Origin of the sequence: Microbacterium luticocti DSM 19459, assembly GCF_000422405.1 — a bacterium.
GTDB lineage: Bacteria > Actinomycetota > Actinomycetes > Actinomycetales > Microbacteriaceae > Microbacterium > Microbacterium luticocti.
Map to the genome: position 1 here is coordinate 105,575 of NZ_AULS01000002.1, position 14,932 is coordinate 120,506.

Here is a 14,932-nt window from a genome sequence, read left to right on the forward strand (position 1 = left end):
ATCACTGACCCTCGGCCTTGGCCTGGATCGACTTCAGCAGATCGGCGGGGTTCGCACCCTGGCCGAGCTGACCGATCTGCGCCTGGATGGCACCCTGTGCGGCCGACCAGTTCGGGTTCGTCGACGGGTAGAACTTGGCGCTGGGCAGCAGGTCGAGGAACGGCTTGATGGTCTCGTCCGATGCCATCGCCTCGGCGCCCGACTTGGTGGTGGGCAAGAAGCCCTCGGCACCGACCCACTTCGTGTAGACCTCGGGCGAGTAGAAGTAGTCCAGGAACTTCTTGATGGACTCCTTCTTGTCGACCTTGTTCTTGAACGCCATCAGGTGGTCGGCGACACCGAGCGTGAACGGCGACCCGTCCTTGGTGGCGATCGGCGCGATCGCGTAGTTCAGGTCGGGGTTCTTGTCCTTGATCTGGCCGACGATCGGCGGCAGGCCCACCTGCATGCCGATCTTGCCCTGGATGAACACGTTCAGCAGCGGCGTGCGGTCGGTCGAACCGGGGTTGGCCTCGGTCCAGCCTTCCTTGATGAACTTCTGCATCTCGGTGGCGGCCGCGACGTTCTCAGGGCTGTCGATCGTCAGCTTCTGCGCGTCGCCGTAGCCGCCGCCCCCGCCGTAGAACCAGATGGCGGTCTCGGCCTGCGCCTCTTCGGCGCCCAGCGGCATGCCGTACGGGGTGACCCCGGCCGCCTTCAGCTTGGCGGCGGCGGCCTCCATGTCGGCCCAGGTCTTGGGCGGCTCGGTGACGCCGGCCTTCTCGAACAGGTCCTTGTTGTAGAACAGCGCGCGGGCCGAGGCGATGAACGGCAGACCCCACTGGGTGCCGTCGATCGACGCGTTCTGCACGAACGACGGCTGGAAGTCGTCGAGCGTCTTGGCCGAGACGACGTCCTTGGCCGGGTAGAGCAGGTCGTCCGAGGCGAACCCGGCGAACGCATCGATGTTCAGGATGTCGGGCTGCTTGCCGGCCTGGATGCGCGTCTTGATGACGTTGTTGATGTCGTTCCAGCTCTCGACATCGAGGTTGACCGTGATGCCCTTGTTCTGGGCCTCGAAGTCCTTGATGATCTGCTGCCACTCCGCCTTGGTGTTGTCGGAGTAGCTGGCGACCATGAGCTCGAGCGTCTGGCTGTCGCCACCGGCATCGGTCTTGTTGCCGCCGAAACCGCAGCCGGCGAGCGTGGCGGTCGCGGCCGCTGCCGTCGCGGCAACGGCGACCCACCGCAGAGACTTCTTCATCGAGATCCTCATTTCCGAAGGGTTCCGCCGCCTCCGCGTGTCGGGACGGCTCTGTCCTGGATGACTAATCCTGATCTAAACAGGGACGTAAAGATCGTCAAAAGTCATCAGATGAATCATGACCGGGAGTCCCCCTCCCCGTCAAGCCCGCGACATCCGATCGTTACCGAGCGGTGATCGACGGATGCCGCGGTTCGTGCTCCGTGTTTTGGAAGGACGCCTCACAAACTAGGGGACCGCGGGCGGATCCGCAACCCCACACCCGATCCGGGATGCGCCGCTAGCGGATCGGGGCGGCGGTGGCAACCCCCGGGACACCCGCGCCGGGCTGCCGTAACGTGTGCGGCCGACGAAGGGAGATGCCCATGGGTATCGCAGACGACGCGAAGGACGCGGCCGAAACGCTCGGCCGCAAGGCGAAGGGCGCGTGGGAAGACGCGAAGGACCGGGTCGGCGACAAGGTCGACGAGGTCAAGGCCGACGCCGACGTGAAGCGGGCCGAGGCCGAGCGCGACGCCGTGCACGCGAAGAACGACATGAAAGAGAAGCTGCGCGACGACGAGTGACGCCGCGGTCGAGGGGCCGGGTCTGCGGGATGCCGCGACCCGGCCCCTCTGCCGTGCGACGGGTGCGTGTCGGCGATGCCTGATATACATCTGTCAGGGGCTTTTCGAAGGGGAACGATGCGCCTGCACTCGCCGGTGACGGCAGACCGTCGACGGACGACATGGTGACCGACCGCGCCGACGACGACGAGTTCGCCGACTTCGCCGAACTGTTGCGCGCCGGCCGCGGCGAGCCGGACGGCGGTGCCGGGGACGATCCGCGCACGCGACGGGCGCGGCGGCGGCGTCGGATCGTCGCGCTGGTCGTGGTCGCGGTGCTGCTGGCCGCGGGCGGCGGCTACACCGCCTGGGCGTTGACCGCCTCGGTGGCCGCCCCGTCGGCGGCGCTGCGCACCCCCGCGGCACCGGTCTCACCGGTCGCCGAGGTGCCGCTGGCCACGTCGGGCACGGCCGCGATCGGTCTCACGGGTGCCGATGGGTATTTCGCCGCGGCATCCACCCCGCTGGCCACAACGCGCGGGTCGGGCGGGGCACGCGTGATCGGCAGCATCACCAAGCTGATCACCGCGCTCGTGGTGCTCGAGGCCCGGCCGCTGAAGGGGCCGGATGACGCCGGCCCACGGATCACGTTCAGCAAGGCCGACCACGACCTGTACGACAAGTACTACGTGATGAATGCCACCATCGCACCGATGCCCACGGGGGTGTCGATGTCTGAGCGCGACGCACTGTCGGCGATGCTGATCCCGTCGGCGTGCAACTACGCCGAGGCGATGGCACGGTGGGCATACGGGTCGCAGGGCGCGTTCCTGGTCGCTGCACGGCGCTGGCTGTCGGCACACGGGATGACCGACACGACGATCGTCGAACCGACCGGCGTCAGCCACCGCAACACGAGCACGCCGCACGACCTGCTCACGCTCGGCGGGGTCGCGGCGGCGAATCCGGCGATCGCCGCCATCGCCGCCACACCCGCCGCCACGCTGCCGGGAGCCGGGGCGGTGTACAACACGAACGGACTGCTCGGTCGCGACGGGGTCACCGGGTTGAAGACCGGCAACCTCGGCGGGGGCACCTATGCGCTGCTGTACACGGCGTCGCTCGAGGTCGGCGTGGACGAACCGGTGGCCGTGACCGGGGTGATCCTCGGCGGTGACTCCCGCGGCGAAGTCGACTCCGACACGCTCGAGACGCTGGAGGGCATCCAGGCCGGGTTCCACACGGTCGACGCGGCCCACGCCGGCGACGTGCTGGGCACGTTCACGACGCCGTGGGGTGGCAGTGCGCAGGCGGTGGTGGGCGAGGATGCCTCGGTGCTGACCTGGTCGGACACGCCGGTGAGCGTGTCGATGACGACGACGACGACGCCGGCCCGGTATGCCGACGGTGAGGTGATCGGCACGCTGACCGTGACCGCCGGTCCGCAGACCGCCACGGCCCCGATCCGGATCGCCGGGACGATCGCGCAGCCGACCGCCTGGTGGCGCCTGACGCATCCGTTCGAACTCGCGCCTTTCGCCTGAGGCGATGGATCCGGTGAGAATCACAGAAAGATAACGCCGAACGGTGGCGGTCGTTACCTCGTCGTTATATACTCGACGCACGGTGGTTGTTTTGCTGTGGCAGCTGCCGGCATGTGATTGCAGGACACTCTTGGTGCAAGGGAAAGGGCCCGGTCAGTAAGCCTCTCTGACCGGGCCTTACTCTTGCCCGCGGCCGTGGCCGGCCGCGCCGGGCGTGGCCCGTGGCGTGGCCGGGCCGGACTGGTGCCGGGGCCGGGCCGGTGCCGCACCCGCGTCGGACCTGCGCGCATCGGGCCGGGCTCAGACCCCGCCGCCTCCGCCACCGCCACCGCCACCGCCGGCGAACCCGCCGCCACTGGAGCCACCCGACGTCGACGACGAACTCACCGCCGCAGCCGACAACGACCCGATCCCGGCCGCGAACGCCGCGGCGCTGAACCCGTGTGTGCCGCTGTACCAGTACGGGGTCGTCCCCTCCGGGTACATCGAGGCGAGCTGCGCCGCCCACTTCTTCTCCTGCCCGAACACCACCGCATACGGCAGCAGCGCCTCGTACAGCTTCAGCATCTGCTCGTGGTTCCCCGTGTCCACCGGCACCCGTTCCGCGCCGGAGGGCGACTGCAGCATCCGGATCCGGTCCGCCTCGGCCCAGTCGATGAACAGCTCCAGCCCCTTCAGATGGTCGCGCAGCTCCGCGCCCCGCCCGGTGAGCGGCCGGCGCACGCACAGCATCAGCGTCACGACGCACCCGGCGGCGCCGACCGCCATCAGCACGGCCGGCACCGCGGGGTGCACGTTCGCGGCCAGGGCGACGCATCCGAACGCCACGGTGAGCGCGAAGAACCCGAACGACAGCCAGATCGGAACCCGCCGCACCCGCTTCGGCACACGCCGGTACACGCCGATCTTGTTCAGGCTCGCCTTCGCCCACCGCAGGATCCGCTGCCCCTCCTTCGCGAACCGCGTGCTGTCGCGCCCGAACTCGAAACGCGTGCCCGGTGTCAGTTTCTTGCCGAACAGTCCGCGCAGCAGCATCCGCCCGTCTTCGTCGGCCCGTTCCGGGTCCACCAGCTTCGCGATCAGCTGCACGCCGCCGAACCGGCGCCGCTTGCCCTCGACGATGCGGATGCTGCCGGCCACCGCCTGCTCGAGCACCTCGGCCGGAATCGCCTTGTCGACCTTGCCGAGCAGCACCGCCGCCCGCAGTGCGTCGAGTTCGGCCGGTGGCGTGTACTCGGCGACGATCGTCGGCCGCCCCGGCACATCGCGCAACCGCCGCACCCGCACCACCACCGCCCACACGATCGCCCCGAGCACCCCCAGCCCGGCGACGCCCTGCGACCACCCCCACGGCGACGCCAGGAACGACGCGTCGAACGGCACGAACGTGCCCTGCCTGAACCCCACCGCGATCGTCATGGTCTCACCCGGCGACAACGCCCCCGCCGACGCCTCGACCCTCACCGCGCCGTCGGCACCGGGCTGTGTCGAGATCTCGCAGCGCACGGCCACCCCCTGCCGGCCCGCATAGCACGCCTGACCGCCCGTCATCGAAGCCGCCAACTCGGCCGGCACGTGCAGCGTCGCGCTCACGTCGTCGAAGCGCTGAGCCCAGTCCACCCCGTTCACGTCCCAGTAGAACTCGTCGGCGTCGGTGTCACCGAAGGTCCACGTCACATGCCGCAGCGTGTAGGTGAACACGTACGTCTGTTCGCCGTGCACGAACCCGTCCGCGCGCGATGTGATCGTGAACGCCCCGTCATCGTCGTCCACCTCCGCCGCACGCGGGTGCCCCTGCCCGTCGGTCACCGAGACCAGGTGGGGGTCCAGCGGCTGCCCGTTGTACGAATCCGGGATGCTGCGCCGCATGCCGTGGTTCTGATCGCTGCCGGGAAACACCGCGACGAAGGTCTCGACCACCCGCAGCGTGCTGGTGCCGTCTTTCTCGCGCCCGATCGTGTAGTCGGCGTGCATGCTGCGGAACGAGAAGTCGTCCACGCCCGCACCGACCACACCGACCGCGTGCCGCACCGGCGCGGTCTCGACGGCGGCGGCGGCGGGCACCGCCGTCAGCACGGATGCCACGGCCACGGCCGCGAGCACGAGGGTACGCACGATCCTGCTCATGCCCGCCAGCCTATGCGGCCGGATACGCTGGAGCGATGACCGACCGCCGCCTCGCCGTGGCCGCCTGGGAGAGCCTGTTCCGCGCTCAGCACGAGATCTTCGAGAAGATCGGCGGCGACTTCGTCTGCTCGCCGCTCAGCCAGGCGGAGTACGACGTGCTGCTCACCGTCACCCGCGCCCCCGACGCGACCGCCCGACTGCGCGACGTCACCGCGAACATGCTCATCAGTCAGCCGAGCGTGTCACGCCTGGTCGACCGGATGGTCGCCGACGGTCTGCTCGCCAAATGCCCCGACCCGCACGACGGCCGCGGTGCGCTGGTGCGCGCCACCGACGAGGGCGCCGCCCGGTTCCGCGCGCTCGCCGCCGCGCATGCCCGCTCGATCGCCGAGCAGATGTCGCGACTGGACGACGACGAACTGGCCCGGCTCATACAGCTCACCGAGAAGCTGCGCGGCCGCGACTGATCGGCGGGCTCACCAGCGGTTGTGCACGTCTTCGGCCCAGCCCTCGATGCCCTCGAATGCGATCTGCTCGCCGTCGGCGGTGCGCCACGTGCCCGCCCAGGTGCCGAAGCACTGGTCGGTGCGCGATGAGATCACGCCCAGGTTCGTCGCCGACCGTTTGTCGTAGAAGGGGGTGAAGGATGCCTCCAACCCGCCGCCGCTGACGCGCCACGGCCGCAGCCAGTCGGTGCGGTCGTACTCCCACCGCAGGTCGTCGTGGATCTTGTGCAGCCGTCCGTCCACGACCAGGCCGTTCTCGGTCTGCCCGGTGCCGTCCGTCCACCGACCGCCCACCTGCACGCCGATCGTGCGCCCGTCGCACACGCCCGAACCGGCACCCCAGTTCCACCGCACGTCGTACGGCCACCACCCGCGGCCATGGTCGAGCACCGCCCAGCTCGAGCCGGCCGGCACCTCGCAGGTGACGCCGTCGAGCGTGAGCGTGCCGGCGGCGGGCAGGGCCACGTCCTTCACCGTGTACTGGAACCGGGTGGGGCCGAACGGCACGACGACGGCCAGGCATTCGTGCCCGGCCGGGCGGGTGACCGTCACGTCGAAGGCCGCCCCCGCGATCGCCGCACGCAACCGCACGCGGCGGGCCGCGGCATCCTGCAGCGCCCCGATCGGCTCGATGTCGATCTCAAGGCCCTTCGCCCGGGCCCGGGCGCGGCCGGCGTCCAACCGCGGCGGCAGTTGCACGCCGCGCGCCGGCAGCACCGTCGCGTTGGCGTGCCGTTCCCGCCGTGTCGCCCGCTCGAACACCCAGACCTCGTGCACCGCGGCGTAGTCGATCGACGAGACGGTCAGCGCGAGGATGTGCGTGGGCGTGAGCACGTTCCAGTACTCCCACCGCTTGGTGCGCCCCCACCGTCGCCGGGGCCTGCGGCCGATGCCGGAGGTGTCGACGAGCGGATGCCGCGCCCACCCCACCGCGTCGGGGTTGGGCCGGCCGTCGGGTGTGACCAGAGACACCGGGTCGGTCAGTTCACGGGCGGTCATGCGTTCGCCTCCTCGCGCAGCCGATCGTTCATCGCACGGATCACGTCGACGTCGACCTTGACGAAGCGCCGGTCGTAGGTGACCAGTCCGTTCACCTCGTCTTCGACGTCCGACAGCTGGGTGTACACCAGCGCGGCCACACCGCGGCGCACCGCCGGGGCGATCTCACGCTCGTGCAGCCGCACGATCGCGTCTTGCAGGCGCCGCCGGCTGCGGTAGCGGCGGTACCCGAACGTGCGCGAGCCCCAGGTGTGTGCGGGCACGGCAAGGCTGTAGCCGCCGTACTCGGTGATCGCCAGCACACGGTCGTCGCGGCGGCGCGGCGCGCGCACCGGCCGGAAGTAGACGTGCAGGCTGCGCAGGTCGCCGGCGCCCTGGTCGTGCCAGCCGCTGGCGTGGTCGACCGGACGGGTCGGGTCCAGGCGCCGCACCAGGTGGGCGATGCGTGCCGCGTCGAACTGTCCCCACCCCTCGTTGAACGGCACCCACAGCGCAACGCTCGGCACCGAGCGCAGGTGGCCGACGAGCTCGGCCAGTTCCCGTTCGAACCGGGCGCGGCCGCGCGGATCGGACCGGCCGAACGCGGCATGGCGGGCGTCGTCGAGCGCGGGCGCACCGAACGCCGGGGCGGTGATCACCCACGGCCGGTACCTCTCGCCGCCGTTGACGGCGTCTTGCCAGACGAGCATGCCGAGCCGGTCGCAGTGGTGGTACCAGCGCAGCGGCTCCACCTTGATGTGCTTGCGCAGCATCGTGTAGCCCAGGCGCTTGGCGAGTCGGATGTCGTATTCCAGGGCCGCGTCCGACGGCGCGGTGTATCCGCCATCGGGCCAGTACCCCTGGTCGAGCAGACCCACCGGCAGATAGGGCCGTCCGTTCAGCAGCAGCCGCGGCACCCCCCGCCCGTCGCGCCCGACGCCCAGCGAACGCATGCCGACGTACGAGGTGACCACGTCGTCACCCAGGGCCACCTCGACGTCGTACAGGAACGGGTCTTCGGGCGACCACGGCCGGACATCGGCTCCGAGGGCCACCCGCGCGGGGGTGCCGACCGGCACGGCGACCGATGCCACGACCTGCCCCTCGGCCCGGACGACGACGGATGCCTCGGTGCCGGGCTCGGCGTGGTCGCTGCCGATCTCGATCTCGATCTCGATCTCGCCCTGGCTCTCGCTCTGTCCGAGATACGGGGTGAGCGAGAGCCGGTCGACCGCGACACGGGGCAGGATCTCGAGCCACACCGTCTGCCAGATGCCGGACTGCGGCGTGTACCAGATGCCCCCGCGGCGCGTGGACTGTTTGCCACGGGCCGGCCACGAGGCATCCGTCACATCGCGCACCGCCACGACGATCTCATGCGCACCTCGGTCGGCGGGCTCGGTGCGGCCGCGCTCGGCCTGCTCGGCCCGCTCCTGTTCGGCCTGCCCGGTACGCTTGTGCTCGGCCTGCGTCGCACGCTCCTGCTCGGCCTGCTCCTGTTCGGCCTGCTCGACACGCTCGTTCCCGGTGTGCTCACCATCCCCGGCACGCCCGGCGAGCGCCGCCGTGATGTCGACGACGACGGGCAGGTAGCCGCCGGTGTGGGAGGCCACCTCGACGCCGTCGACGGCGATCCGGCACGACTGATCGACGGCACCCAGATGCAGGATGACGCGCTCGCCTTCACCCGGGTCGGCGGTGAACGAGCGGCGATACCACAGCGTCTCATGGCTCTGGAGCGTACGCCCGACCCCCGACAGCGCCGTCTCGGGCGAGAACGGCACGACGATCTCGCCGTCCCACGTGTGCGGGGGGTGGGTCGGGTCGGCCACCGCGAGCGGATCATCGCCGGCCGCGAGCGGATCATCGCCGGTCCCGAGCGGATCCGCAGCCGCTGCGAACGGATCGTCGCCGGCCGGCCGGTCATCATGACCGAGTGCGCCCGCATCGAACGGCGTGATGGCGTAGTCCCAGACACCGTTGAGGTTCTGCCATCTGTTCCGCACCAGCTGCGGCCGGGGATACTCGGGCAGCGGGGCCGTGGCATCCATCGCCTCGCCCCACGGCGTGACCAGGCTCACGCCGTCACGACCTCGGGTTCGGGCGCGCGGCGCAGCGCCAGCACGGGGATCACGACGAGCACCGCCACCACCGCCGCAGCCAAGAAGATCCACGGCGTCGGCACCTGCTTGACCACGCCCAGGTCGGTGTAGGTCTCGTCCGCGCCCACGATCACCGAGGCGCCGATGAACGGCCCGGCGACCATCGGCACGAGCACCATCGCGATCATCCGCAGCCCCTGCACCATGCCCACCCGGTCGACCGGGGTGACGTCGCGCACGCTCGCCGACAGGGCGGCGACCGAGAGCATGAACCCGCCCATCATCACCGTGCCGAACACGATGACCTCGCCCATGCCACGTACGAAGAACATGCCGACCAGCCCCACGACCATGATCGCCACGGCCGGCAGGATGGCGCGGGTCTTGCCGATCCGGTCGATGACGCGCCCGCCGAGCACGCTCATGACGGCGGCGAGGATCAGCACGCTCGCCAGCACGATGGCGTACCCCTCGATGCGCAGATACCGCTGGATGTAGATGATCAGGTACGGGATGAACACCTGCGTGCTCGTGCCGACGACCGCCCACGCGATCAGCAGGATGTACAGGCGCGGGTTCGCGCGCATCGTGCTCGGCCGCAGCCCGTTCAGCACGGCCGCGAGATACCCGTCGGGCGGGGTGCGCGTCTGTGCGGGCTCGCGCACCAGAAAGAACGCGACCACGCCGACCACGGCGGTGACGGCGCCGACGATGCCGAAGAACAACGGCCACTGCCCGTCGCGGGTGAGCGGGTCGAGCGCGCCGAAGACGATGAGCATGCCCATCAGCGGCATGATCGCGAGCACTCCGTCGACCCGGCCACGGTTGGCGGGCACGGTCGACTCGGTGACCCACGCGTTGAACGCGGCGTCGTTGGCGCCCGAGCCGAAGAACGACATCACGCAGTCGAGCACGACGATGGCCACCACGGCGAGACCGACGGCCTGCGCGGCATCCGCCCCACCGGCGGGCTGCACCAGCCCGAACATCGCGGTGGTGGCACCCCAGAGCACGTATCCGACCGCGATGAACGGCTTGCGTCGACGCACCCGGTCGGAGGCCGCACCGATGAGCATCGTCGCGAGCGTGGCGGCGACGGCAGAGGATGCCACGAGCACCGCGATCACGGTGGGGTCGGTCGAGATGGTGTCGTACACGAACACGTTCAGGTACATGTTCTCGACGGTCCAGGCAAGCTGGCCCACCAGTCCGACGACGACCACCACCCACCAGGTGCGAGCGGGAACGGGCACGCGCGGGCGCGTCACGGTGTCGGGGGGCATCGGCATCCTTGCTGAAACGTGACCGGTGTTCGGCTTTGTGCCGATCCTAGCCCTCAGCACTCGATGACGTTGACGGCAAGTCCGCCTTCGCTGGTCTCCTTGTACTTCGTCGACATGTCGATGCCGGTCTGGCGCATGGTCTCGACGACGGTGTCCAGCGGCACGTAGTGCGAGCCGTCGCCGCGCAGCGCGAGGCGCGCGGCGGTGACGGCGGTCGAGGCGGCGATCGCGTTGCGCTCGATGCACGGGATCTGCACGAGCCCGGCCACCGGGTCGCAGGTGAGTCCCAGGTGGTGCTCCATGGCGATCTCGGCGGCGTTCTCGATCTGCCGGTTGGTGCCGCCCATCACCGCGGTCAGGCCGCCGGCGGCCATGGCGCAGGCCGATCCGACCTCGGCCTGACACCCGCCCTCGGCACCCGAGATCGACGCATTCGCCTTGAACAGCGACCCCAACGCGGTGGCGGTGAGCAGATAGCGACGGATGCCGCGGCGGCGGTTCGCCTCGGCCACGTCGGCGTCGTCGGCAGCGGCCGCGGAGGCCGTGGCATCCGGTCGCTGCGCCCCGAAGCCGAGCAGGGCGCTGCCGACCAGTTCGCCGTGCGGGGTGACGGCGTTGCCGATGCCGAGCCCGGAATCGGCGAGGAACCGCCACCAGTACATGGCGACGGCGGGGACGATGCCCGCGGCGCCGTTGGTGGGGGCGGTGACCACGCGGCCGCCCGCGGCGTTCTCTTCGTTGACGGCGAGCGCGAACGCGCCGAGCCATTCGCCCGGGATCTCGCGGCCGTTCTCGGCCTCGGTGCGTTCCAGCTGCTCACGGATGGCGCCGGCACGGCGCTTGACCTTGAGCACGCCGGGGAGGATGCCGTCGGCCTGCAGTCCGGCGTCGACACAACCGGCCATGGCGTCCCAGATCGCGTCGAGACCGGCCGCGACCTCTGCCTCGTCGCGCAGGCTCTCTTCGTTCAGCCGGGCGGCCTCGGCGATCGTCAGCCCGCGCTCGTCGCACAGGGCGAGCAGTTCGGCCGCCGTGTCGAAGGCCAGGGGGAAAGGATGCTTCGACACGGCGGTGGGTTCGCCCTCGCGGCGGATGAACCCGCCGCCGATGGAGTAGTAGGTCTCTTCGGAGAGCGGGGTCGCGTCGGCGTCGTACGCGGTCAGGGTCATCGCGTTGGGATGCGCGGGCAGCCGGGTGCGGGGCGCGAACGAGATGTCGTCCTTCGCGAACGGCACCGGGTGGGTGCCGTCGATCAGCAGGGTGCCGCCGTCGGGCCAGTCCACCCACGCGGCACGCACCCGGGCGGGGTCGACCGTGTCGGGCTCGTCGCCGCGCAGGCCCGCGACGACCGCGTCGGGGGTGCCGTGGCCGAGCCCGGTCGCACCCAGCGAGCCGAACAGGATGCAGGTCACCCGCGCGACGCGCGGCAGGACGCCCGTCGCGGTCAGACGGGTGGCGAAGTCGCGGGCGGCGCGCATGGGGCCGACCGTATGGGAGCTCGAGGGGCCCACGCCGATGGAGAACAGCTCGAACGCCGAAACATATGCGCTCACCCCTCCAGGCTACGGCCTGGCAAGGGGCAGGGGGTCGCGCGGCACGACGGCCGCGGTCGGAGCCGCGGACACGCGGGCCGGGCCGGTGTCGCGCACAGCCCGAACGTTCGGAACCGGAGCGGTGCCGCGCACAGCGGAAGCCCGGACGCGCGAAACCGCGCCGGTGCCGCGCGGCCGGAGCCGCAAAGTCGCGGATCCGGACGCGCGCGGCCCGGCCGAGCCTGCTCAGCTCTCGACGGCGTGCTTCTCGGTCTCGTGCGCCTGGATCACCGGCGAGTCCGTCTCGGTCGAGATCTCGACCTTGCGCGGCTTGGCCTTCTCGCTGACCGGGATCGTCACGCTCAGCACACCGTTGCGGTAGGTCGCGGCGATGCGCTCGGTGTCGATGCCCTGCCCGAGGCTCAGCTGGCGCAGGAACGAGCCGGCCTCACGCTCGCGCGTGATCCACTTGACGCCCTCACCGGCGGTCAGCGTGCGCTCGGCGCGGATCGTGAGCAGCTGCCCGTCGACATCGACGTCGACCGAACCGGGGTCGATGCCGGGCAGGTCGGCGGTCAGCACGTAGTGGTCGCCGTCCTTGTACAGATCCATCGGCATCTGCCGCGGGCCGCGGCGGCCGGTCTCGAAGAACGTGTTCGCGAAGCGCTCCAGGTCACGGAGCGGGTCGTACGTGGCCATACCTTCTCCTTCTTCCTCATGCGCGGTCGGAACCTCATCCGACCCACATCCCGACTTGAGTCAACCCGACTCAACTACGATCAGACTAGCACTCTCGATGTGAGAGTGCTAATGGTCTCAGCATCCTTTGAGCAACGCCGGCAGATGAGCAACACCGGCCGAACGCGTGCGCGAATGGGCGCCGCCCCGCACCCGCGCCACGACATCTGCGAACCGAGGTCGTCCACCCGGGAGGCAGGATCGCCTCACGCCCGCGCCGCCGCGAGCGCATCGACGTGGCAGGCTGGGCGGGTGACAGATCCGATCGACGACGACCCGTACCTGTGGCTGGAGCACATCCGCGACCCGAAGGCGCTCGCCTGGGCGCGCGAGCGCACCGCCGAGACCGAGGCCGCGTTCGCCGCCCCGGCACTCGCCGAGCGGCTGCGCTCGATCCTCGACGATCCCGACCGGCTGGTGGTCCCCACCCGGCGCGGCGACTGGATGTACGACCTGTGGCGGGATGCCACCAACCCGCGCGGGCTGTGGCGCCGCGCCTCGCACGCCTCGTTCACGGCGGGTGACCCGCAGTGGCAGGTGCTGCTGGACATCGACGCGCTCGGGCGCGACGAGGGCACGCCGTGGGCGTTCGCGGGTGCCGTGCACGCCCCGCGCGGCCTCGACCGCGCGCTGGTGCAGCTGAGCCCCGACGGCGGCGACGCCCACGTCGTGCGCGAGTTCGACCTGGCCGCCGCCCGGTTCGTCGACGCCGACCCGTTCGCAATCGACGCCGACAAGTCGCACAGCGCGTGGCTCGACGCCGACACGCTGCTGGTGGCATCCGCGCTCGCCGGCGGTGCACGCACCGAGTCGGGGTATCCCCGCAGCGCGCGGGTCTGGCGGCGGGGCACGCCGCTGGCCGACGCCCCCGTGGTGGCCGAGGCCGCGGCATCCGACGTCGCCGTCTTCGTGGGCGCCGACCACACCGACGGGCACCACACCGCGCTGGCCGCGATCGCGCACGACTTCTTCCACGAGGAGCACCTCGTGTGGCCGCACTCGGCGGCCGCCCCCGCGCCGGCGCGGCTTCGGGTGCCGCAGGACGCGTACACGAACGTGCACGGCGACCTGATCGCGGTGCGCACCACCACCGAGTGGACCGTCGCCGGAGCGACGCACCCGGGCGGCACCCTGCTGGTCGGCCCGCTGCGCACCGTGCTCGACGGCGACGGCGACGAGCTCGTGCCGGTGTTCACCCCGACCGCGACCGCGGTGCTCGAGGAGTGGACGTGGACGCGCACGCGTCTGGTGCTGACCGTGCTCGAGAACGTGCGCAGCCGCATCCTGTCGCTCGATCCGGCCTCGTGGGCGGCGACCGAGCTTCACACCGGCATCGACACCTCCGACATCCTCGCCGTCGACGTCGCCACCGCCGACGCCGACGAGGACGACGAGCTGTGGCTGCTCGCGCGCGGGTTCCTCACGCCGCAGACGCTGCTGGTGACGGATGCCGCCGCCCCGGCGCCGCGCGTCGTCGACCGCGCGCCCGAGGTGTTCGACGCGACGGGCCTGGCCACCACGCAGCACTGGGCGACATCAGCGGACGGCACCCGCATCCCGTACTTCCAGGTGGGACCGGTCGAATCCTACGGCGTACGCGCGGTGACCCTGAGCGGGTACGGCGGCTTCGAGGTGTCGCGGCTGCCCGAGTATGCGACGCTGGTCGGCCCGGCGTGGCTCGAGCCGGGGAACGTCTACGTGGTGGCGAACATCCGCGGCGGCGGCGAGTTCGGGCCGGCCTGGCACCTGGCGGCGCTGCGCGAGAACCGTCACCGCGCCTACCAGGACTTCGTCGCGGTGGCGCGCGACCTCGTCGCCCGCGGCGTGACGACGCCCGAGCGCATCGGATGCCACGGCGGCAGCAACGGCGGATTGCTGGTCGGCAACATGCTCACGCAGCACCCGGACGATTTCGGGGCCGTGGTGTGCGGGGTGCCGCTTTTGGACATGCGGCGGTACACCCGGCTGTCAGCCGGGGCGAGCTGGATCGCCGAGTACGGCGACCCCGACGACCCGGCGGACTGGGAGTTCATCCGCACGTTCTCGCCGTACCACCTGATCGACCCGGCCCGCGCCTGCCCGCCGAGCCTGATCTACGCGGCCACCAGCGACGACCGGGTCGGACCGGTGCAGGCGCGCAAGATGGCCGCGCGCCTGGCCGACGAGACCGACGCCGAGGTCCACTACCTCGAGCAGGACGAGGGCGGGCACGCGGCATCCATCGACAACGCCGCCAAGGCCGCGCTGCAGGCGACGATCCACGCGTTCCTGCACGACGTGCTGGTGCGCCGGCCAGCCGGCGTCTGACCCGGCGGGCGCGTCCCCCACCGGTCC

General features: G+C 71.0%; 11 protein-coding genes. 4 read left to right on the forward strand and 7 right to left on the reverse strand.

All coding sequences use genetic code 11. The features are described 5' to 3' along the window. Nucleotide 1: 1 nt before the first annotated feature. The gene (locus H577_RS0103405; protein WP_029144766.1) at nucleotides 2-1,243 is read right to left on the reverse strand and encodes an extracellular solute-binding protein; all 1,242 of its coding nucleotides are present in this window, start codon (nucleotides 1,241-1,243) and stop codon (nucleotides 2-4) included. Between the two features lie 365 nt (nucleotides 1,244-1,608). Between H577_RS0103405 and H577_RS0103410 the strand changes: the two genes are divergently transcribed. Next, a complete protein-coding gene (locus H577_RS0103410; RefSeq protein WP_029144767.1) occupies nucleotides 1,609-1,809 on the forward strand; it encodes a hypothetical protein in 201 nt (66 codons plus the stop codon). 161 nt (nucleotides 1,810-1,970) lie between these two features. Continuing rightward, on the forward strand, nucleotides 1,971-3,332 hold the full coding sequence (locus H577_RS0103415) for a D-alanyl-D-alanine carboxypeptidase family protein (RefSeq protein ID WP_029144768.1): 1,362 nt from the start codon (nucleotides 1,971-1,973) through the stop codon (nucleotides 3,330-3,332). A gap of 300 nt (nucleotides 3,333-3,632) precedes the next feature. Here the strand turns inward: H577_RS0103415 and H577_RS0103420 are convergent, their stop codons facing one another. Beyond that, the gene (locus H577_RS0103420; protein ID WP_036283621.1) at nucleotides 3,633-5,459 is read right to left on the reverse strand and encodes a DUF2207 domain-containing protein; all 1,827 of its coding nucleotides are present in this window, start codon (nucleotides 5,457-5,459) and stop codon (nucleotides 3,633-3,635) included. Between the two features lie 35 nt (nucleotides 5,460-5,494). On the opposite strand from H577_RS0103420, the gene H577_RS0103425 reads away from it, so the two are divergent. After that, the gene (locus tag H577_RS0103425) at nucleotides 5,495-5,926 is read left to right on the forward strand and encodes a MarR family winged helix-turn-helix transcriptional regulator (protein ID WP_029144770.1); all 432 of its coding nucleotides are present in this window, start codon (nucleotides 5,495-5,497) and stop codon (nucleotides 5,924-5,926) included. Between the two features lie 9 nt (nucleotides 5,927-5,935). Here the strand turns inward: H577_RS0103425 and H577_RS0103430 are convergent, their stop codons facing one another. From H577_RS0103430 to H577_RS0103450, 5 genes are all read right to left on the reverse strand, one after another. Further along, on the reverse strand, nucleotides 5,936-6,964 hold the full coding sequence (locus H577_RS0103430) for a DUF2804 domain-containing protein (protein WP_029144771.1): 1,029 nt from the start codon (nucleotides 6,962-6,964) through the stop codon (nucleotides 5,936-5,938). After that, nucleotides 6,961-9,024: a glycoside hydrolase family 2 protein gene (locus H577_RS0103435; RefSeq protein WP_029144772.1), complete on the reverse strand. Its 2,064-nt coding sequence runs from the start codon at nucleotides 9,022-9,024 to the stop codon at nucleotides 6,961-6,963. Before H577_RS0103435 ends, H577_RS0103430 begins: the two co-directional genes overlap by 4 nt. Further along, nucleotides 9,021-10,328, reverse strand: a complete 1,308-nt coding sequence (locus H577_RS0103440) for an MFS transporter (protein ID WP_051191771.1) — start codon at nucleotides 10,326-10,328, stop codon at nucleotides 9,021-9,023. The genes H577_RS0103435 and H577_RS0103440 overlap by 4 nt, the downstream gene beginning before the upstream one ends. 53 nt (nucleotides 10,329-10,381) lie before the next feature. Then, nucleotides 10,382-11,881 (reverse strand): L-serine ammonia-lyase, iron-sulfur-dependent, subunit alpha, encoded by a 1,500-nt coding sequence (locus H577_RS0103445; protein WP_029144774.1) that lies wholly within the window; start codon nucleotides 11,879-11,881, stop codon nucleotides 10,382-10,384. Nucleotides 11,882-12,106: 225 nt separating this feature from the next. After that, entirely contained in the window at nucleotides 12,107-12,559 is a 453-nt protein-coding gene (locus H577_RS0103450; RefSeq protein WP_029144775.1) for an Hsp20/alpha crystallin family protein, read from the reverse strand. A 291-nt stretch (nucleotides 12,560-12,850) separates the two neighbouring features. Between H577_RS0103450 and H577_RS14925 the strand changes: the two genes are divergently transcribed. Continuing rightward, nucleotides 12,851-14,905, forward strand: coding sequence for a prolyl oligopeptidase family serine peptidase (locus H577_RS14925; RefSeq protein ID WP_036283625.1), 2,055 nt, complete (start codon nucleotides 12,851-12,853; stop codon nucleotides 14,903-14,905). Nucleotides 14,906-14,932: the final 27 nt, after the last annotated feature.

Coding starts and splice junctions, on each gene's coding strand:
- H577_RS0103405 (WP_029144766.1), bottom strand. CDS start 1,243: ATGAAGAAGTCTCTGCGGTGGGTCGCCGTTGCCGCGACGGCAGCGGCC.
- H577_RS0103410 (WP_029144767.1), top strand. CDS start 1,609: ATGGGTATCGCAGACGACGCGAAGGACGCGGCCGAAACGCTCGGCCGC.
- H577_RS0103415 (WP_029144768.1), top strand. CDS start 1,971: ATGGTGACCGACCGCGCCGACGACGACGAGTTCGCCGACTTCGCCGAA.
- H577_RS0103420 (WP_036283621.1), bottom strand. CDS start 5,459: ATGAGCAGGATCGTGCGTACCCTCGTGCTCGCGGCCGTGGCCGTGGCA.
- H577_RS0103425 (WP_029144770.1), top strand. CDS start 5,495: ATGACCGACCGCCGCCTCGCCGTGGCCGCCTGGGAGAGCCTGTTCCGC.
- H577_RS0103430 (WP_029144771.1), bottom strand. CDS start 6,964: ATGACCGCCCGTGAACTGACCGACCCGGTGTCTCTGGTCACACCCGAC.
- H577_RS0103440 (WP_051191771.1), bottom strand. CDS start 10,328: ATGCCCCCCGACACCGTGACGCGCCCGCGCGTGCCCGTTCCCGCTCGC.
- H577_RS0103450 (WP_029144775.1), bottom strand. CDS start 12,559: ATGGCCACGTACGACCCGCTCCGTGACCTGGAGCGCTTCGCGAACACG.